19 protein-coding genes and 1 rRNA gene are annotated in these 18,862 nt (G+C 64.5%); 12 read left to right on the top strand and 8 right to left on the bottom strand.

Annotated features, from left to right (window positions below; genetic code table 11):
- Positions 1 to 21 precede the first annotated feature (21 nt).
- The 8 genes from nuoN (at position 22) to GJG85_RS11860 (ending at position 6,339) form a co-directional block, all read left to right on the top strand.
- Positions 22 to 1,476: an NADH-quinone oxidoreductase subunit NuoN gene (gene nuoN / locus GJG85_RS11895; protein ID WP_050016479.1), complete on the top strand. Its 1,455-nt coding sequence runs from the start codon at positions 22 to 24 to the stop codon at positions 1,474 to 1,476.
- Positions 1,476 to 1,772 carry a DUF2818 family protein gene (locus GJG85_RS11890; protein ID WP_006478276.1) on the top strand — a complete coding sequence of 99 codons (297 nt, stop codon included), beginning with the start codon at positions 1,476 to 1,478 and terminating at the stop codon, positions 1,770 to 1,772. The genes nuoN and GJG85_RS11890 overlap by 1 nt, the downstream gene beginning before the upstream one ends.
- A gap of 39 nt (positions 1,773 to 1,811) precedes the next feature.
- The gene (locus GJG85_RS11885) at positions 1,812 to 2,402 is read left to right on the top strand and encodes an NUDIX hydrolase (RefSeq protein ID WP_050016481.1); all 591 of its coding nucleotides are present in this window, start codon (positions 1,812 to 1,814) and stop codon (positions 2,400 to 2,402) included.
- Between the two features lie 136 nt (positions 2,403 to 2,538).
- Complete coding sequence (locus tag GJG85_RS11880; RefSeq protein WP_050016483.1) at positions 2,539 to 2,961, top strand: DUF1178 family protein; 423 nt, start codon at positions 2,539 to 2,541, stop codon at positions 2,959 to 2,961.
- A 55-nt stretch (positions 2,962 to 3,016) separates the two neighbouring features.
- A complete protein-coding gene (locus GJG85_RS11875; RefSeq protein WP_089488681.1) occupies positions 3,017 to 4,213 on the top strand; it encodes an acyl-CoA dehydrogenase family protein in 1,197 nt (398 codons plus the stop codon).
- Between the two features lie 19 nt (positions 4,214 to 4,232).
- Entirely contained in the window at positions 4,233 to 5,366 is a 1,134-nt protein-coding gene (locus GJG85_RS11870) for an acyl-CoA dehydrogenase family protein (RefSeq protein WP_050016487.1), read from the top strand.
- 38 nt (positions 5,367 to 5,404) lie between these two features.
- Positions 5,405 to 5,866: a MaoC family dehydratase gene (locus GJG85_RS11865; protein WP_050016488.1), complete on the top strand. Its 462-nt coding sequence runs from the start codon at positions 5,405 to 5,407 to the stop codon at positions 5,864 to 5,866.
- The gene (locus GJG85_RS11860; RefSeq protein WP_089488680.1) at positions 5,863 to 6,339 is read left to right on the top strand and encodes a MaoC family dehydratase; all 477 of its coding nucleotides are present in this window, start codon (positions 5,863 to 5,865) and stop codon (positions 6,337 to 6,339) included. The genes GJG85_RS11865 and GJG85_RS11860 overlap by 4 nt, the downstream gene beginning before the upstream one ends.
- Before the next feature lie 47 nt (positions 6,340 to 6,386).
- Here the strand turns inward: GJG85_RS11860 and GJG85_RS11855 are convergent, their stop codons facing one another.
- Together GJG85_RS11855 and GJG85_RS11850 are read right to left on the bottom strand one after the other, a co-directional pair.
- A complete protein-coding gene (locus GJG85_RS11855; protein WP_050016513.1) occupies positions 6,387 to 7,079 on the bottom strand; it encodes a glutathione binding-like protein in 693 nt (230 codons plus the stop codon).
- 209 nt (positions 7,080 to 7,288) lie between these two features.
- Complete coding sequence (locus tag GJG85_RS11850) at positions 7,289 to 8,080, bottom strand: enoyl-CoA hydratase (RefSeq protein ID WP_089488679.1); 792 nt, start codon at positions 8,078 to 8,080, stop codon at positions 7,289 to 7,291.
- 202 nt (positions 8,081 to 8,282) lie between these two features.
- Here GJG85_RS11850 and GJG85_RS11845 point away from each other — a divergent pair, with 202 nt between their 5' ends.
- The gene (locus tag GJG85_RS11845; RefSeq protein WP_050016493.1) at positions 8,283 to 8,939 is read left to right on the top strand and encodes a glutathione S-transferase; all 657 of its coding nucleotides are present in this window, start codon (positions 8,283 to 8,285) and stop codon (positions 8,937 to 8,939) included.
- A gap of 39 nt (positions 8,940 to 8,978) precedes the next feature.
- On the opposite strand, the gene GJG85_RS11840 is transcribed toward GJG85_RS11845, so the two are convergent.
- Positions 8,979 to 10,151, bottom strand: a complete 1,173-nt coding sequence (locus tag GJG85_RS11840) for a pyridoxal phosphate-dependent aminotransferase (RefSeq protein WP_050016494.1) — start codon at positions 10,149 to 10,151, stop codon at positions 8,979 to 8,981.
- Positions 10,152 to 10,179: 28 nt separating this feature from the next.
- Positions 10,180 to 10,665 (bottom strand): putative toxin-antitoxin system toxin component, PIN family, encoded by a 486-nt coding sequence (locus GJG85_RS11835; protein WP_050016496.1) that lies wholly within the window; start codon positions 10,663 to 10,665, stop codon positions 10,180 to 10,182.
- 57 nt (positions 10,666 to 10,722) lie between these two features.
- Between GJG85_RS11835 and yaaA the strand changes: the two genes are divergently transcribed.
- Both yaaA and GJG85_RS11825 read left to right on the top strand, forming a co-directional pair.
- Complete coding sequence (gene yaaA / locus GJG85_RS11830) at positions 10,723 to 11,505, top strand: peroxide stress protein YaaA (protein WP_050016498.1); 783 nt, start codon at positions 10,723 to 10,725, stop codon at positions 11,503 to 11,505.
- A 140-nt stretch (positions 11,506 to 11,645) separates the two neighbouring features.
- Positions 11,646 to 12,800: a M14-type cytosolic carboxypeptidase gene (locus tag GJG85_RS11825; RefSeq protein ID WP_050016500.1), complete on the top strand. Its 1,155-nt coding sequence runs from the start codon at positions 11,646 to 11,648 to the stop codon at positions 12,798 to 12,800.
- An 84-nt stretch (positions 12,801 to 12,884) separates the two neighbouring features.
- Here GJG85_RS11825 and GJG85_RS11820 read toward each other — a convergent pair whose 3' ends face one another.
- The 4 genes from GJG85_RS11820 to GJG85_RS11805 form a co-directional block, all read right to left on the bottom strand.
- Positions 12,885 to 13,511 (bottom strand): hypothetical protein, encoded by a 627-nt coding sequence (locus GJG85_RS11820; protein WP_089488674.1) that lies wholly within the window; start codon positions 13,509 to 13,511, stop codon positions 12,885 to 12,887.
- Positions 13,512 to 13,680: 169 nt separating this feature from the next.
- Entirely contained in the window at positions 13,681 to 14,355 is a 675-nt protein-coding gene (locus tag GJG85_RS11815; RefSeq protein ID WP_050016504.1) for an energy-coupling factor ABC transporter permease, read from the bottom strand.
- 76 nt (positions 14,356 to 14,431) lie between these two features.
- The gene (locus tag GJG85_RS11810; protein WP_050016506.1) at positions 14,432 to 15,274 is read right to left on the bottom strand and encodes a response regulator transcription factor; all 843 of its coding nucleotides are present in this window, start codon (positions 15,272 to 15,274) and stop codon (positions 14,432 to 14,434) included.
- A 211-nt stretch (positions 15,275 to 15,485) separates the two neighbouring features.
- On the bottom strand, positions 15,486 to 16,703 hold the full coding sequence (locus tag GJG85_RS11805; protein ID WP_089488673.1) for a DUF2863 family protein: 1,218 nt from the start codon (positions 16,701 to 16,703) through the stop codon (positions 15,486 to 15,488).
- Between the two features lie 569 nt (positions 16,704 to 17,272).
- Here GJG85_RS11805 and GJG85_RS11800 point away from each other — a divergent pair.
- A 16S ribosomal RNA gene (locus GJG85_RS11800) occupies positions 17,273 to 18,805 on the top strand.
- Positions 18,806 to 18,862 lie beyond the last annotated feature (57 nt).

Genomic DNA, 18,862 nt, shown 5'->3' with positions numbered 1-18,862 from the left:
AAGATCATGCAAAACGCCCCTATGAATGTCCTGTTGCCTGACGCGCTGGTGCTGGCCGCCATCGTCGTCGCCTGGCTGAACGACACCTTTACCGGTGCGTCCGGCCGCCGCCTGACCTATCTGATCGCGGTCGTCTCGTCGGTCGTCGCCGGCGTGTGGTTCTCGGTCCAGGCGCTCGACCCGCAGCAGTACTACTTCTTCTCGAAGATGATCGTCGTCGACTCGTTCGCGAGCACGATGAAGGCCGTCGTGTCGTTCGGTTTCGCGGTGTCGCTCGTCTATTCGCGCAAGTACCTCGAAGACCGCGACATGTTCCGCGGCGACGTGTTCCTGCTTGGCATGTTCTCGCTGCTCGGTCAGCTGGTCATGGTGTCGGGCAACAACTTCCTGACGCTGTACCTCGGCCTCGAACTGATGTCGCTGTCGCTGTACGCGGTCATCGCGCTGCGCCGCGATGCTGCCCAGTCGAGCGAAGCCGCGATGAAGTACTACGTGCTGGGCGCGCTCGCGTCGGGCTTCGTGCTGTACGGCATCTCGATGCTCTACGGCGCGACCGGCTCGCTCGAGCTCGGCGAGGTGTACAAGGCGGTCGGCGGCAACACCGACGCGGCCGTGCTGATGTTCGGCGTGGTCTTCATCGTCGCCGGTATCGCGTTCAAGCTGGGCGCCGTGCCGTTCCACATGTGGGTGCCGGACGTCTACCAGGGCGCACCGACCGCGATGACGCTGTTTGTCGGCGGCGGCCCGAAGGTTGCCGCGTTCGCATGGGGCCTGCGCTTCCTGGTGATGGGCCTGCTGCCGCTCGCGCAGAACTGGCAGACCGCGCTCGTGATCCTCGCCGCGCTGTCGCTGATCGTCGGCAACATCACCGGTATCGTCCAGCGCAACATCAAGCGGATGCTCGCGTACTCGGCGATCTCGAACATGGGCTTCGTGCTGCTCGGCCTGCTCGCCGGCATCGTGAAGGGCGACGCGGCGGCACCGGCGAACGCGTACAGCTCGGCGATGTTCTACGCGATCGTCTACCTGATCACGACGCTCGGCTCGTTCGGCGTGGTGATGCTGCTCGCGCGCCGCGATTTCGAAGCGGAAACGATCGACGACTTCAAGGGCCTGAACAAGCGCAGCCCGGTGTTCGCGTTCGTGATGATGGTCATGATGTTCTCGCTGGCCGGCATCCCGCCGACCGTCGGCTTCTACGCGAAGCTCGCCGTGCTCGAGGCGACCGTCAACGCGGGCCTCACGTGGCTGGCCGTGCTGGCCGTGATCACGTCGCTGTTCGGCGCGTTCTACTACCTGCGCATCGTGAAGCTGATGTACTTCGATGCCCCGCAGGATTCGACGCCGATCTCGGGCGATTTCTGCAAGCGCACGATCCTCGTGCTGAACGGCCTGGCCGTCGTCGTGCTCGGTCTGATCCCGAGCCCGCTGCTGACCGCCTGCCTGCAGGCCATCCGTCACACGCTGCCGCTGTAATGTCGGCAGCCGGCTGGTTCATCGTGCTGTTGGCGCTCGTCTGCGCCAACCTGCCGTTCCTGAATCAACGCCTCTTCGCCGTCGTGCCGTTCGGCGCGACGAAGAAGAACGCGTGGGTGCGGATCGGCGAGCTGATCGTGCTGTACTTCGTCGTCGGCGCGCTCGGCTTCTGGCTCGAGTCGCGCGCCGGCAACCGCTTTGAACAGGGCTGGCAGTTTTACGCGATCACGTTCAGTCTCTTCGTTGTGTTCGCGTTTCCCGGCTTCACGTTCCAGTATCTCGTCAAACGACGCTGACGGCTTCGGCCGTCCGTCGTGCTCATTCAGGAGCCGCCGATGGCCGAACTACCCAATCACGACGCCGCACTGACCGAAACCTGCCTCGAAAGCGAGGCGATCTTCGAAGGCGCGTTCCTCAAGCTCAAGCGCGACACCGTCCGTCTGCCGGACGGCAAGAATGCCACGCGCGAATACGTGCAACACCCGGGCGCGGTGATGGTGATCCCGCTGTTCGACGACGGCCGCGTGCTGATGGAGAGCCAGTTTCGCTATCCGATCGGCAAGGTGATGGCCGAATTCCCGGCCGGCAAGCTCGACCCGAACGAAGGCGCGCTCGCGTGTGCGGCGCGCGAACTGCGCGAGGAAACCGGCTACACGGCGCGCGAATACGTGTTCCTGGCCCGTATTCACCCGATCATTTCCTATTCGACCGAATTCATCGACTTGTACCTCGCGCGCGGGCTCACGGCCGGCGAGCGCAAGCTCGACGAAGGCGAATTCCTCGAAACCTTCACCGCGACGCTGGCCGACCTGCAGGAATGGGTGCGCACCGGCCAGATCTCCGACGTGAAGACGATCATCGGCACGATGTGGCTCGACAAGGTGCTGTCCGGCGCGTGGCCGCTCGGGCCGGTCGTCACGCCCTGAGCACGGCGTCAGCGGCGGGCGGGGCGCCGCGTTACAATCCGGTGACGCGGTGCGTTCGTGCCGCGCGATCGGGATTTAGCACGACCGTTCACAAAACCGCTTTTTGCGCTACACTCGTCACACGCCCTGATTCAGCATGAAGGTCCTCGATTTACAGTGTCCGCACGGTCATCGGTTCGAAGGCTGGTTCGCTTCCGCCGATGAATTCGAAGCGCAGTTGTCCCGCAAGCTGGTCGAATGCCCGGTGTGCGGAACGACGGAGATCAACCGGATGCCGTCCGCGCCGCGCCTGAACCTGTCGGGCGCGACGCAGCCGCAGCCGGCCGATCCGCGTGCGCTGCAGGCGCAGGTGATGCGCGCGCTGCGCGAGGTGCTGGAGAAGACCGAGAACGTGGGCGAGCGCTTCGCCGAGGAAGCGCGGCGCATCCATTACAACGAGGCGCCCGCACGCAGCATTCGCGGCGTCACGACGCCGGAGGATGCGCAGTCCTTGGTCGAAGAAGGCATCGACGTGATGCCGCTGCCGATTCCTGCCGCGCTGAAAGAACCGCTGCAATGACGTACGCAGTGTGTCCTTGGCCGGGCCGGACGGCCGCGGACAGGAGACACTGCGCATGGATCTGGACTATTCCCCCGCCGACGACGCGTTCCGCGCCGACGTCCGCGCCTGGCTCGAGGCCAGCCTGCCTCACGCACTGCGCGCCAAGGTACTCGATCACAAACGACTCGACCGCGAGGATTTCGCGCGCTGGCACCGGATCCTGGGCCAGCGCGGCTGGTCCGCGCCCGCCTGGCCGGTCGAATACGGCGGCCCGGGCTGGAACGCGACGCAGCGGCACATCTGGGACGAGGAGTGCGCACGGATCGGTGCGCCCACCGTGCTGCCGTTCGGGGTGTCGATGGTCGCGCCGGTCCTGATGAAATACGGCAGCGAAGCGCAAAAGCGCCACTATCTGCCGCGTATTCTCGACGGCTCGGACTGGTGGTGCCAAGGTTATTCGGAGCCGGGTTCCGGGTCCGACCTCGCGTCGCTGCGCACGCGCGCCGAGCGCCACGGCGATCACTACGTCGTCAACGGCCAGAAGACCTGGACCACGCTCGGCCAGTATGCCGACATGATGTTCTGCCTCGTGCGCACCGATCCGGCCGCGAAGAAGCAGGAAGGCATCTCGTTCCTGCTGATCGACATGAAGACGCCCGGCATCACGGTGCGCCCGATCGTGATGCTCGACGAGGACCACGAGGTCAACGAGGTGTTCTTCGAGGACGTGAAGGTGCCGGTCGAGAACCTCGTCGGCGACGAGAACCGCGGCTGGACCTACGCGAAATACCTGCTGGGCCACGAGCGCACCGGCATCGCGCGCGTCGGCGCGTCGAAGCGGGAGCTCGCGTTCCTGAAGCGCGTCGCATCGAACCAGCGCAAGAACGGCAAGCCGTTGCTCGCCGATCCCGTGTTCGCCGCGAAGGTCGCGGCGCTCGAAGTCGAGTTGATGGCGCTGGAGGTGACGGTGCTGCGCGTCGTCAGCCGCGAGACGAGCGGCAAGGGGCCCGGCCCCGAGGCGTCGATGCTGAAGATCAAGGGCACCGAGGTGCAGCAGGCGCTCACCGAGCTGATGGTCGAAGCGATCGGTCCGCTGGCCGCACCGTTCGACGTGCCGTTCCTCGATGGCGAGCGCGAACACAGCATCGCCGGCGACGACGATGCGGCGCCGCTCGCCGCGTACTACTTCAATTACCGGAAGACGTCGATCTACGGCGGGTCGAACGAGATCCAGAAGAACATCATCGCGCAGATGATTCTGGGGCTGTGATCAGGGAACGGAGACAACCATGGATTTCAGCTTTACCGATGAGCAGCAGCAGTTCGCCGACGCGCTGCGCCGGTATCTTGGCGAGCAATACGGCTTCGACGCGCGCCAGGCGATCGTGCGTAGCGATACCGGCGTGTCGGATGCGCAGTGGAGCGCATTCACCGAACTGGGCTTGACCGCGTTGCCCGTGCCGGACGCACAGGGCGGTTTCGGCGGCGGCCCGGTCGACATGCTGGTCGTGATGCAGGAGCTCGGCCGTGCGCTCGTGATCGAGCCGTACTGGGCCACGGCGGTTGGCGTCGAGGCGTTGCGGATCGCCGGCTCCGGCGCGGGCGACGATGCCGCGCTGCTGGAGGCGGTCGCGCAGGGGCACAAGCGCGTGGCGGTCGCGTTCCACGAACCGCACGCGCGCTACGACCTGTACGAGCTCGACACGCGCGCGCGCGGGCAGGGCGGCACGTACCGGCTGACCGGTACCAAGTCGGTCGTTCAGCACGGCGCCCAGGCGCACGCGTGGATCGTGCCTGCGCGGGTCGACGGCGGCGGCCTCGGCCTCTTCGTCGTCGAACGCGATGCGGCCAATGCGAAGGTGGTCGACTACCGGACCATCGACGGCCAGCGCGCCGCGACGATCATGTTCAACGAAACGCCGGCCCGATTGCTGACGGGTGGGGCGCGCGACGCGGCGGCGCTCGAGCAGATCGCCGATTACGCGACCTTCCTGCTGTGCGCGGAAGCGGTCGGCGCGCTCGACGAACTGAATCGCGCGACGGTCGAATACACGAAGACGCGCGAGCAGTTCGGCGTGCCGATCGCGCGTTTTCAGGCGCTGCAGCACCGGATGGTCGACATGCTGATCCATGCGGAGCAGGCGCGTTCGCTGACCTATCTCGCGGCGGTCCGCTACGCGAACGGCGATGCCGATGCGCGGCGCAAGGCCGTGTCGGCCGCGAAGGCGCGGGTCGGCGCGGCCGCGCGCTTCGTCGGCCAGCAGGCGGTCCAGCTGCACGGCGGCATGGGCGTGACCAACGAGGTGGCCGCCGCGCATTTGTTCAAGCGGCTGTCGATCATCGAGACGACGCTCGGCGATACCGATCATCACCTCGCCCGCATCGCGGCGCTGCCCGATTTCGCGCAGACCGACGTAGCATGACGGTGACGCGCGAGCGCGCCAGACAAGGAGACTTATCAGTGGGCATCAGTTACGAAGACCTGGTGGTCGGCAGTACCACCGAAGTGGGCCGCTACACGTTCGAGGCCGACGACATCAAGACGTTCGCGAAGCGCTACGATCCGCAGCCGTTCCATGTCGACGAGGAAGCGGGGAAGGCGTCGCATTTCGGCGGGCTCGTCGCGAGCGGCTGGCATACGTGCTCGGTATTCATGAGCCTGCTGGTCCAGAAGCTCGGGCCGGATTCGACCAGCATGGGCTCGCCGGGCATCGATTCGATCCGCTGGCTGAAGCCGGTGCGCGCCGGCGACACGATCACGATGTACCAGAAGGTGCACGACAAACGCGTGTCGGAGAGCAAGCCCGATCGCGGCATCGTGTCGACGGAATGGATCGGCGTGAACGAAGCCGGCGAGACGGTGATCTCCGTGCACACCAAGGTGATTTTCGGGCTGCGCCATCCGGGGGGCGCGAACTCATGACCGACGTGACCTTGCCGCTGATCGCATCGGCGCAGGCGCTGCAGGCGCGGGTCGGCGCGGAGCCGCTCGCGAGCGGCTGGATCGAGATCGACCAGCCGCGCGTCGACGGTTTTGCCGACGCGACCGGCGATCATCAATGGATTCACGTCGACCCCGAACGCGCGCGACGCGAGTCGCCGTTCGGCGGGCCGATCGCGCACGGGTTCCTGACGCTGTCGCTGATTCCTGCGTTGATGACCGACGCGATGCGCTTCGAGCAGAAGATGGGCGTGAACTATGGGCTGAACCGCGTGCGGTTCCTGAAGCCGGTGCCGGTCGGGGCGCGCGTGCGTGCGCTGTTCGCGGTAAAGGAAACCGCCGACGCCGCGCGCGGCGGCATCCAGGTAACGTGGTCGGTATCGATGCAGGTCGAGCGCCCCGACGCGCCGCTGCCGGTATGCGCGGCGGAGTTCGTCACGCTGCATTACTTCTGAAGCACGGAGCGGCATGCGCGGATGCCGCTCCGCTCGTTACACGCTCGTCAGTGCTTCGCGTATTGCGTTGCGCCGAACAGCACCTCGCGAGCCTTGTCGTCCTGCAGCGCCTTGCGCATCGACGCGAGCACCTCGACGCCGCGCTGCACGGCCGGTCGCGCGGCGATCGCCTCGTGCCAGCGCTTCACGTTCGGCAGTTCATCGAGCACGATGCCCTGGTTTTGCCACGAGCGCGTCCACGGGAAAGTCGCAATGTCCGCGATCGTGTACGTGTCGCCTGCGAGATACTCGGATTCGCCGAGCCGCTTTTCCATCACGTTGTACAGGCGCTTCGCTTCGTTCGTGTAGCGGTTGACCGCATACTCGATCTTCTCCGGCGCATACAGCCGGAAGTGGTGCGCCTGCCCGAGCATCGGGCCGACGCCGCCCATCTGGAACATCAGCCACTCGAGCGTCGCATAGCGCGCGGCCGGCTCGGTCGGCAGGAACTTGCCGGTCTTCTCCGCGAGGTAGATCAGGATCGCGCCCGATTCGAACAGCGAGATCGGCTGGCCGCCGGGGCCGTCCGGATCGACGATCGCGGGGATTTTGTTGTTCGGGCTGATCTTCAGGAATTCGGGCTTGAACTGGTCGCCGGCACCGATATCGACCGGATGCGCACGATACGCGAGGCCGGTTTCCTCGAGCATGATGTGCACCTTGTGGCCGTTCGGGGTCGCCCAGCTATAGACGTCGATCATCGTCAACTCCTGTGTGGCATGCGCGAAAACGGCGCCGGCGGCGCCGCGACAGGCGGTCATTAGAGCATGGATCGACACGGGCTGCTGGCGACGGAAACGCGCGTGCCGACGGGCATGCGCGGCCGCACGGGAGAGCGCCGCGGGCGTTGCGCGCGGCGCATCGGATGGACGTCGCGGCGTAGCGTCGGTTCGAAGGCCGACGCGGCGGATCAGCGCTTGTAGCGCGGCTGGCGCTTATCGAGAAAGGCGGTGATGCCTTCGAGCCCGTCCGCATGATGCAGCGACGCGACGAAATGATCGCGCTCGGTGCCGAGATGCGCGTCCAGCGGTTGCGCGGTCGCGTCGTCGAGCAGCGACTTGATGCGCGTGAGCGCATTCGGCGAGATGCCGGCGAGCGCGTCGGCCCATGCCAGTGCGTCGCTCAGTGCCGTGCCGGGCGCGGTGAGCCGGTTGACGACGCCGAGCGCATGCAGGCGTTCGGCGGCAACCGGCTTGCCTTCGAAGAGGATTTCGGCCGCGATCGCACGCGGCAGTGCGCGGGCGAGAAACCACGAGCCGCCGCCGTCGGGCGTCAGGCCCACGCGCGCATACGACATCACGAATTTCGCATCGTGTGCGGCGACGATCAGGTCGCACGCGAGCGCGAGCGAGAAGCCCGCGCCGGCCGCGGCGCCTTCGACGGCCGCGATCACCGGCTTCGTCGACGCGCGGATCGCCGTGACCCATGCCGCGAGCTGATCGATGCTGTCGGCCTGGAAGGACGGATCCTTCGAGCGATTCTCGAGCAGCCGGTTCAGGTTGCCGCCTGCGCAGAAGAAGCGATCGGCGCCGGTCAGCACGACGGCGCGAATCGCCGGATCGCGCTCGGCGGTGGCGAGCGCTTCGATGCCGGCCGCGTACATGTCGGGATGCAGCGCGTTGCGCGCGCCGGGATTGGACAGCGTGAGGACGAGCGTCGATTCGCTCTCGGGCGGACGCGAGGCCAGCAGTTCAGCACTCATGCGAGCGTGTCTCCATCGGATGGCGCGGCGGCGACGCCGCGTGTGTCGCGCGGACGGGCGAAGCCGACGCCGCAGCGGAGGTAATGTCGTCGTGACGAACACACAACTTGCTTTAGACTAGCACGGACGTGCTTTTCAGCGCGATGAATCCCGATGCGGCCGGCGTCGATGCGGCCGCGCTTCAGCAAGGAAGGAGACCCCGATGCTACAGCTGTGCGGTATTCCGTTGTCCAACTACTACAACAAGGTGAAGTTCGTCCTGCTCGAGCACGACATTCCATTCGAGGAACGGGTGTGCGGTTTTCCGATCAGCGATCCGGCGCAGCTTGCCGATTCGCCGCTCGGCAAGATTCCGTTCCTGAAGACCGAAGAGGGCGCGCTGTTCGAGTCGCAGGCGATCATCGAATACCTGGCGGCGCGCTATCCCGAGAAAGGCATTTTCCCCGCAAGCCCGTTCGCTGCGGCGAAGGTGCGCGAACTTGTCGAGACGCTCGAGCTGTATCTCGAATGGATGGCGCGGGAGGTGTACACGGAAGCGTTTTTCGGCGGCAAGGTGAGCGACGGGATGAAGGCGCACGTCGAGAAGCGCCTGCCGCGCGCGATCGATGCATTCAAGCAGATGACGCGCTTTTCGCCGCATGTGCTCGGCGACTCGTTCGGCCTCGCGGACATGGCCGCGTGGGTTCATCTGCCGGTCGTCGGGATGGCGACGAAGGCCGTCTTCGGGCGCGACTTCCTGCTCGATGCTGGCATCGACTGGAAGGCGCACGCAAAGACGGTCGGTGAACGCCCGGCCGCGCAACGCGTGGCAGCCGAGCGCAAGGCGTATGTCGAAGCGGCGAACGTCGTGCGTTCGTAAGCGTGTCTGACGGGCGGCGCGTGGCCGCCCCTGCCGGGCTTACAGGCGGGCGAGCCGTTCGAGCGCGGATGCGAGCGTGCTTTCCTGCTTCGCGAAGCAGAAGCGCACGACGCCCGATTCGTGCGGCTCATGATAGAACGCCGACACCGGAATGGCCGCCACGCCGATCTCCGACGTGAGCCACTTCGAGAATTCCGCTTCGGGCAGGTCGCTGATCGCCGAGTAATCGACGCACTGGAAGTACGTGCCCGTGCACGGCAGCAGCTTGAAGCGCGTGCGCTCGAGGCCGGCCCGGAAGAAGTCGCGCTTCTTCTGATAGAAGCCCGCGAGCGACAGGTACGGCGCCGGGTCGCGCAGGTAGTCGGCGAGCCCGATCTGCATCGGCGTGTTCACCGTGAACACGTTGAACTGGTGGACCTTGCGGAATTCCGCGGTCAGCGCCGCCGGCGCCGCGACGTAACCGACCTTCCAGCCCGTCACGTGATAGGTCTTGCCGAAGCTCGACACGATGAAGCTGCGCGCGGCGAGCTCCGGGTAGCGCGCGACGCTCTCATGGCGCGCGCCGTCGTAGACCATGTGTTCATAGACCTCGTCGGACAGGATCAGCACGTTGGTGCCGCGCACGATGTCCTCGAGCTTGCGCATGTCGGCCTCGCGCCACACGGTGCCCGTCGGGTTGTGCGGCGTGTTGATCAGGATCATCCGCGTTCGCGGCGTGATCGCGGCCGCGAGACGGTCGAACGGGATCGTGTAGTCGGGTGCGTCCAGCGTGACGAACACGGGTTTGCCGCCGGCAAGCTCGATCGACGGCAGGTAGCTGTCGTAGGTCGGCTCGACGACGATCACTTCGTCGCCCGGATGCACCGCGCAGAGGATCGCCGTCAGCAGCGCCTGCGTCGCGCCGGCCGTCACGGTGATTTCGGTGCCCGGATCGTAGCGTCGGCCGTACACCTGCGCGATCTTGTCGGCGATCGCGTCGCGCAGCGGCGCGACGCCGGCCATCGGCGGGTACTGGTTGTGTCCGTTGCGCATCGCGGTGGCGACCGCATCGACGATGCGCGGATCGCAATCGAAATCCGGGAAGCCCTGGCCGAGGTTCACCGCGCCTTTTTCGGTGGCAAGCGCGCTCATGACCGTGAAGATCGTCGTGCCGACGTTCGGCAGGCGCGACGGGAAAACGGGAGTCGTTGGCATATCTGAAGGAGCGTTCATCGAGACGGTCGAATTCGGGTGTGAGGCGTCAGGCCGGCGTCGCCGTGGCGTCGAGCGCGCAGGCTTCCACGAACGGCGCGGGTTGCGCGATCCGGAAGCCGAAGTCGCGTGCGGTGCGTTTCGCGAGCTTCAGCAGCGCGCGGTCTTTCGACACGAGCCAGTCGGCCTGTGCGGCGCGGGCGAGTTCGAGAAATTTCTGGTCGTCGCGGTCCTTGCACTTCGGCAGCGGCGGCGCGTCGGCGTCGGCGGGCGACGGTTCGACGAGGCTCGCGAGCCGGGCGACCGTCGCGAGCGCGGCAGCCTTGTCGATCGCGCGCGACTGGAACTGCGGATAGTCGAGCACGTATTCGAGCTCGGTCAGGCAGCGGCCGTCGATTACGGCGGCCAGCGTGCCGCGCTCCAGCGCGGCACGGATTGGGCGCGTAGCGGGGTCGTCGAATACGAGGATGTCGATCCAGACGTTCGAGTCGAGCACGACGCGGTGGGCGGCATGCGGGGCGAGAGAGCGGGGCATTCGTTACAATCGGTGGTTTTCGTCTGACCGCAAGGCACGGCGTGCCAGCGAGCCTCTATGATAATCGTTCTCTCTCCCGCCAAATCCCTCGACTACGAGACGCCCGCGCACATCCAGTCTTACACGAAGCCTGCATTCGTCGACGACGCGTCGGAGCTGATCGCCGGCCTGCGCAAGCTGTCGCCGCAGGACATCGCGGCGCTGATGGATATCTCCGACCCGCTCGCGCGCCTGAACTTCCAGCGCTACGCCGATTGGTCGCCGACCTTCACGCCGGCCAACGCGAAGCAGGCCGTGCTGGCGTTCAACGGCGACGTCTACGAGGGTTTCGACGCGAAATCGCTGTCGCCGACCGATCTCGACTATGCGCAGCAGCACGTGCGCGTGCTGTCGGGCCTGTACGGGCTGTTGCGTCCGCTCGACCTGCTGCAGCCGTACCGGCTCGAGATGGGCACGCGTTTCGCGAACGCGCGCGGCAAGGATCTGTATGCGTTTTGGGGCGACCGCATCACGCGGGCGCTGAACGAGCAGCTCGAGACGCGCAGCGGCGCGGCGCGCGTGCTCGTCAACTGCGCGTCGACCGAATACTTCAAGTCGGTCAAGCCGAAGCTGCTGGCCGCGCCGGTCATCACGCCGGTATTCGAGGACTGGAAGGGCGGCCGCTACAAGATCATCAGCTTCCATGCGAAACGCGCGCGTGGCCTGATGGCGCGTTTTGTCGTCGAGAACCGTATCACCGACCCGAAGGCGCTGAAGGCATTCGCGACCGAAGGCTATGCGTTCGATGCGGCGGCGTCGAACGATTCGACTTACGTATATCGCCGGCGCATCGGCGAGTGACCCAGCCGGCCGTTCACGAGACGGCCGGCGCATGCATTGGGGCCGGACAGGCGGTACGCTGCCCGATTCGGTCGACCGCTTTGCATGGGACCAGCGTAAGCGCTGAAGCGCTAACGCTGGTCGACAAAGGAGATAGACAGATGGCCGTTTCGATCACCAGTAGTTTCGACGCAGGCGCAATCGACGTCGTGTCGTGCGATAGCCCCGACGCAATCCGGCTGCGCGTGCGTGGCGACAATCGCTCGGAATTCGCGCAATGGTTTTACTACCGTTTGACGGGGGCGCGCGGCGAGCGATGCGTGATGACGTTCGAGAACGCAGCCGAATGCGCGTATCCGTCGGGCTGGCGCAACTACCACGCGGTAGCGAGCTATGACCGCGTCGACTGGTTCCGGGTGCCGACGACATTCGACGGCAAGACGATGACCATCGACCATACGCCGGAATTCGATAGCATCTACTACGCGTATTTCGAACCGTACTCCGAAGAGCGTCACGCGGCGTTTCTCGGCGCGGTCCAGCAGTTGCCGCAGGCGAGGGTCGCCGAGCTCGGCCGCACGGTCGAAGGCCGTCCGATGTCGCTGCTGACGCTCGGCACGCCGGAAACCGATGGCGCGCCGAAGAAGAAGGTGTGGATCATCGCGCGCCAGCATCCGGGCGAATCGATGGCCGAGTGGTTCGTCGAAGGCCTGGTCAAGCGGCTGGCCGGATGGGGCGACTGGGCGGGCGACCCGGTTGCGCGTAAGCTCTACGATCGCGTGACGTTCCACATCGTCCCGAACATGAACCCGGACGGCAGCGTGCACGGTAACCTGCGCACCAATGCGGCCGGCGCGAACCTGAACCGCGAGTGGATGGCGCCCGATGCCGAGCGCAGCCCCGAAGTGCTGGCCGTGCGCGATGCGATCCACGCGATCGGCTGCGACATGTTCTTCGACATTCACGGCGACGAGGATTTGCCGTACGTGTTCGTCGCCGGCTCGGAGATGCTGCCCAGCTTCACCGAGCAGCAGCGCAAGGAGCAGGCCGCGTTCATCGACGCGTTCAAGGTCGCCAGCCCCGACTTCCAGACCGAGCATGGCTACGCGGCGAGCAAGTACAAGGAAGATGCGCTGAAGCTCGCGTCCAAGTACATTGGCCACCAGTTCGGCTGCCTGTCGCTGACGCTCGAAATGCCGTTCAAGGACAATGCGAACCTGCCCGACGAGCGCGTCGGCTGGAACGGCGAGCGTAGCGCGGCGCTCGGCGCGGCGATGCTGGCCGCGATCCTCGTGCACGTCGACACGTTCGCGTAAGCGCAGCCGTCGTCGCATGAAAAAGGCCGGCGCATCTTGCGATGCACCGGCCTTTTTTGATGCTGTCGTCGCCGCTCCGCCGTATCAGGACTTCTTCGCGGTTTTTTTCTTCACGGCTTTCTTCTGCCCGCCTGATTTCTTCGTCGCGACGGCCTTCTTGCTGCCGGTGCGGCCCGATGCCTTCGCCTTGGCTTTGCCGCGGTGCGACTTGCCCTTGAACTTCTTCGTCGAAGACGACGAGCGCTCGACGCGCGGCTTCAGCGGCGGAACCGGATCGTTCCAGCTGAACGCGAGCATTTGCTGGCCGACATAGCCGCAACGGAATTTCAGCGGCGTCGGGTCGCTGCCGTCGCTATGGATGCCGAGCCCGTCGACGGTGACGATGTTGTCGACTTTCACACGCTGCTTGCCCTGGTCGAACGAGTCGTTCCACGGCGTGATCGTCGCGTTGCCGCCGTCGAATGCGTTCGGCGCGAAGTCGACGCGATCGAACGCCGTCGACGTGCTGGCGATGAAGCTGCCGTGCGCCGCACAATCGGCGGCGAGCGGATCGGCATGCATCTCGTTGACGAATTTGTTGATCAGTTCGGAACGCTGGTCGAGCAGGTCGGCGAATACCGGTGCGGGAAGCGCAAGCGACAGGCCCGCGATACAGGCTGCCAGCTTGCCGAGCGCCCGGAAAATCCGGAGCGAGGCAGGTGAGCTGTCCATCTGGTTATTGGTGAGGAGCGAAGAAGACGTCGGGCACGTATAGATGCCCGATGAAGAACAGGAGTTCAATCTTAGCGTAAAAAAGTTGTGCGGCAGTAGGTGACGTATTCGGCGCGCGCGGCGGAATGGCCGCCGATACGCGTGTGCGCTCGTCCGATGCGGAGGAAATTCAGGCGCGCGGGCCGCCGAGGCGGTAGCGGCGGACGTCGAAGGTCGTGACCCACGCGGGGCGATAGACGGCGATGAGGGCCGTTGCCATGCCGGTGAACCAGGCCTCGCCGAGCGCGAGCAGCGCGGTGTTCAGCAGATAGCCGGCCGGAATCACGACGGGCACGCCGTCCGCGAGCGCGAGCTGGACACCGGCCGCCGCCGCGGCGACCGCGACGATCGCGATAGCGGGCGACAGGAAGCCCTGCCCGGTGATGAACGACGCGAGGTTGTGCGGCAGCCACGCGAGTGCGGCGCGTTGCAGCAACGCCGACACGCCGACAGGCAGCGCACCGTAGATCAGATAGGTCAGGCCGATGCCTTGCCACGGCGCGTCGAAGATGACCGCGGCAATCGCCGTGACGGCGCCCATCGCGACCAGTGCGAGCGTCCAGTCGAACAGCGTGACGAGCAACGTCGCGCCGAGCAGATGCATGACGATGCCATCTTCGAGCCATGCGTTCGAGGCCCACAGGACCGCGATCGCTGTGACGAGCGCGAGCCACACGTGCTGAAGCGTGGCGTCTTGCAGGCGTACGAAGGGGCGATTCCAGATCGCGAGCGCGAGCAGGGCCACGGCGGCGATCCAGCCACCGATGCCAACCCAGAGCGGAAGCGGTGTGAAAAGAAAACCCATGCGTCCATATTACTCGTTGAGCATCAAAGGTGGGAGCCTGCACATGCCCGACCGTCGCAATATCGAGACTGTTTGCCTAGCGTCCGCGCCTGAACCGTGCCGGTGGCTCGGCGGCGAGTGGCAGGTCCTGCGTGCCGGTATTCGCGGTGGGTAACGGGTACGGACGGTCATGCCGTTGTGTACGCAGCGGAGCCGGGCCGTGTTCCCCGATGACCGGTTTACGGGCGCGGTTCCGGTTCGCCAGCAGCACCTCGAGATGGGGCGACAGCCAGCCGTTGTAGATCGCGACCGCGGCGGCGCGGTTTGCGGCGCCGAGCTGCTGGAAGATGCTCGCGAGGTGGATCTTCACGGTGCCTTCGCTGATGCCGAGCGTACGCGCGATCATCTTGTTCGTGCTGCCCATGTGGACGAACCGCATGATCTGCGCTTGCCGCGGCGACAGGAGGCCGCTCGGCGGGCGCCGCGGCAGGGAGCCCGCGAGCGTCTGGAAATGGGCGTCGTGGCGGGCCGTCGCCGTTGCCGTGGACGGCAGCAGGCTGAGGGCGATCGGCGGAATGTAGTGGCCGCCCAACAGCACGATCTCGAGCGCCCGCACGATCAGGTGCGGCCGCGTGGAATGCGGGATCACGCCTGCGACGCCGTAATTGAAGAAGCGCTGGATCGCTTCGGGCGAGATGTCGTCGACCAGGACGGCGACCGGGGTCGGCGAGCACGCGTTGCCGAGTGCCTGAAGCTCGCTGATCCGGCCCACGTCCAGCCAGTCGATCGCGACGAGGTCGAAACGCTGGGTGCGCAGCAGCCGGCGTGCCTGGAAACCGTCAGGCGCATCGTTGATGCTGGCGTGCCGGTCGATCTGCCGCAACAGGGTCTTCAGTCCGTCACGCCGTTCGGCGTCTGAGTTAAGTACCAAGAACCGCATATTCAACCTCCGTGAAGTGAGTCATTGACTGCCGTCGGGGATAAGCTGGCCCCGATAATGACAAAGACCTTACACGATGTCTGCTTGGCTGAAAGGCTTAGGAAAAGTTCGAAATTTCGAGCGACCGGGCATCGGATATGAAAAAAGCCGCTTCGGCAGGGAACCGAAAGCGGCTTTGGGGCGGGCAGGCCGTCTGGGCCTGCGGTGCGGGTCAGTGGAAGTGCGGCTGGGCGGGCGACGCGTCTTCCGGCATTTCCGCATGGACAATTTCGCCGAGCGGATCGGCGTAAAGCGGCACGCCGCAGTCGTCGCAGTATTCGGGTTCGAAGCGGCCCGCGTGCCGCCGGACGTCGGTTACGCCGCATTCCTTCAGCAGGCTCACGATTTCCTCGAGCGGTCCTTCGATCGGCGCTTCGCCTTCGAGCGTCGCGTTGTCGACCGAGATGTCGCCGTTTTCACGGCCGTAGAGCGGCCACACGACACCGTAGATCACGTCGTTGCTCGCACGTCGCGTGAAGCCGACGCGATACTCGTCGATACGGCGTTCGCCGAAGCCGGCGACCACCGCGCGCAGCTCTTGCGGCGCTGCACCAAGTGTGTCGAATAGATAACGAATGGCCGTTCGGACGGTATGCGGACGTACGCGTTCGTCCGCATCGCGACAAGCCGAGTAGTACGCGTCCGGAAGCAGGCATTCGAACTCGCAGCCGGGCAGCGCGATCGACAGGTTCGGGCCGCCTTGGGCCGTCCATTGTTCGAGGCACTGGCCGCGCTCGATCCGGCTGCCGTTTTCTTCTTCTTGCCAGCGGAACAGCGGCGCGCCGGCCGGCGCGGCGACGACCGCCAGCAGGAAGCGCGGATCGGCGAGGATCGGCGAAGTTTCCGGCAGGTCGCCGAAGCTCAGCTTCGGGGCGTGCTGGCCGATTGCCGCGTGGGCGAGCTGCTGGGCCAGCCGGTAGGTTTCGACATGGTGCCGCGGCAACTGGTCGATGCTGTAGAGGAACGGTGCGAGGCCGACGAGGGTGCCGTTCGCGAGCACGTGCGCTTGCAGATGCGTTCGCAGCGCGTCGGCAACGTCGCCCTTGAGCGGGCCCGACGGAATCATGTAGCGCGTCCAGGCGAGGACCGGGACGGCGACCAGCAGCGCATCGTATGGTTGGCCGTCGTGCTCGATCACCATCGACTCGCTGTGCGTCTCGGCCATGTCGGCGAGCGCGCCGTAGGCGTCGGGATGATTCTGCTGAAGATGGTCGAGCGCGGCGTCGAGCGTAGTTTGATTGCCGTTGCGGACGATCTTGGCGAGCAGCGTATCGAGCTTCGCTTCCCAGAAGCGATCCTCGATGCGGCTGCCCGACGCGAAGAGCGCAAGTGACAGACCGACCAGTTTGTCGGCATCGGGGGGGAGGCGTTTGGCGATTCGCTGGCGCATATTAAAGACGTATATAGAAAGAGGCGAAGAACCTCACATTCTAGTCCGTTCTTTGCACCATAAGCGGTCTCGTGGCCAAGCATGGCCGGACGGCCGAATTGCGGCCTGTGTAAAAAAGTTTCTGCGAAACCCCTTGCGCTCACGACCTGAGCTGCATAGAATCACGCCTCTTTCGCGCTAACGGAAACGCGGCGCGGAAGGAAGGGAAGCGGTGCTGTTGGGGTTCGGTCGTAGCGAGCCTTGGCGGTACAGGAAGTTGAGCCCCGCAGTCGCAACGATGTAGTGTAAAAAGTTGTTGACGAGCTGCGAAACACGGTTCATAATCTCGCTTCTCTGCTGCTGAAAACGCGGCGCTGCCGGGAAATACGAAGTTCCTCGCAGAATGCTCTTTAAAAATTAACAGCCGATAAGTGTGGGCGCTTGATGGAAGCCAGCTGATCCTCGGATCAGATAGCGAAAGTATCAAGAGTCTCACACTAAAGTAAGTCAGGTTTATGAAGTGATTCATATTCCTGTCAGCTTTGAGTGAGCGACCGGTTCTTAACCGAACCGAAAACAGTAACAGGTTTGAACTGAAGAGTTTGATCCTGGCTCAGATTGAACGCTGGCGGCATGCCTTACACATGCAAGTCGAACGGCAGCACGGGTGCTTGCACCTGGTGGCGAGTGGCGAACGGGTGAGTAATACATCGGAACATGTCCTGTAGTGGGGGATAGCCCGGCGAAAGCCGGATTAATACCGCATACGATCCACGGATGAAAGCGGGGGACCTTCGGGCCTCGCGCTATAGGGTTGGCCGATGGCTGATTAGCTAGTTGGTGGGGTAAAGGCCTACCAAGGCGACGATCAGTAGCTGGTCTGAGAGGACGACCAGCCACACTGGGACTGAGACACGGCCCAGACTCCTACGGGAGGCAGCAGTGGGGAATTTTGGACAATGGGCGAAAGCCTGATCCAGCAATGCCGCGTGTGTGAAGAAGGCCTTCGGGTTGTAAAGCACTTTTGTCCGGAAAGAAATCCTTGGCTCTAATACAGTCGGGGGATGACGGTACCGGAAGAATAAGCACCGGCTAACTACGTGCCAGCAGCCGCGGTAATACGTAGGGTGCGAGCGTTAATCGGAATTACTGGGCGTAAAGCGTGCGCAGGCGGTTTGCTAAGACCGATGTGAAATCCCCGGGCTCAACCTGGGAACTGCATTGGTGACTGGCAGGCTAGAGTATGGCAGAGGGGGGTAGAATTCCACGTGTAGCAGTGAAATGCGTAGAGATGTGGAGGAATACCGATGGCGAAGGCAGCCCCCTGGGCCAATACTGACGCTCATGCACGAAAGCGTGGGGAGCAAACAGGATTAGATACCCTGGTAGTCCACGCCCTAAACGATGTCAACTAGTTGTTGGGGATTCATTTCCTTAGTAACGTAGCTAACGCGTGAAGTTGACCGCCTGGGGAGTACGGTCGCAAGATTAAAACTCAAAGGAATTGACGGGGACCCGCACAAGCGGTGGATGATGTGGATTAATTCGATGCAACGCGAAAAACCTTACCTACCCTTGACATGGTCGGAATCCTGCTGAGAGGCGGGAGTGCTCGAAAGAGAACCGGCGCACAGGTGCTGCATGGCTGTCGTCAGCTCGTGTCGTGAGATGTTGGGTTAAGTCCCGCAACGAGCGCAACCCTTGTCCTTAGTTGCTACGCAAGAGCACTCTAAGGAGACTGCCGGTGACAAACCGGAGGAAGGTGGGGATGACGTCAAGTCCTCATGGCCCTTATGGGTAGGGCTTCACACGTCATACAATGGTCGGAACAGAGGGTTGCCAACCCGCGAGGGGGAGCTAATCCCAGAAAACCGATCGTAGTCCGGATTGCACTCTGCAACTCGAGTGCATGAAGCTGGAATCGCTAGTAATCGCGGATCAGCATGCCGCGGTGAATACGTTCCCGGGTCTTGTACACACCGCCCGTCACACCATGGGAGTGGGTTTTACCAGAAGTGGCTAGTCTAACCGCAAGGAGGACGGTCACCACGGTAGGATTCATGACTGGGGTGAAGTCGTAACAAGGTAGCCGTATCGGAAGGTGCGGCTGGATCACCTCCTTTCCAGAGCTTCTCGCACAAGTTGAGCGCTCACGCTTATCGGCTGTAAATTAAAGACAG

This window comes from Burkholderia sp. MS389 (assembly GCF_016899425.1).
GTDB lineage: Bacteria > Pseudomonadota > Gammaproteobacteria > Burkholderiales > Burkholderiaceae > Burkholderia > Burkholderia sola.
The sequence above is the reverse complement of the archived record's forward strand: the minus strand, read 5'-3'. Positions and strand labels throughout refer to the sequence as shown.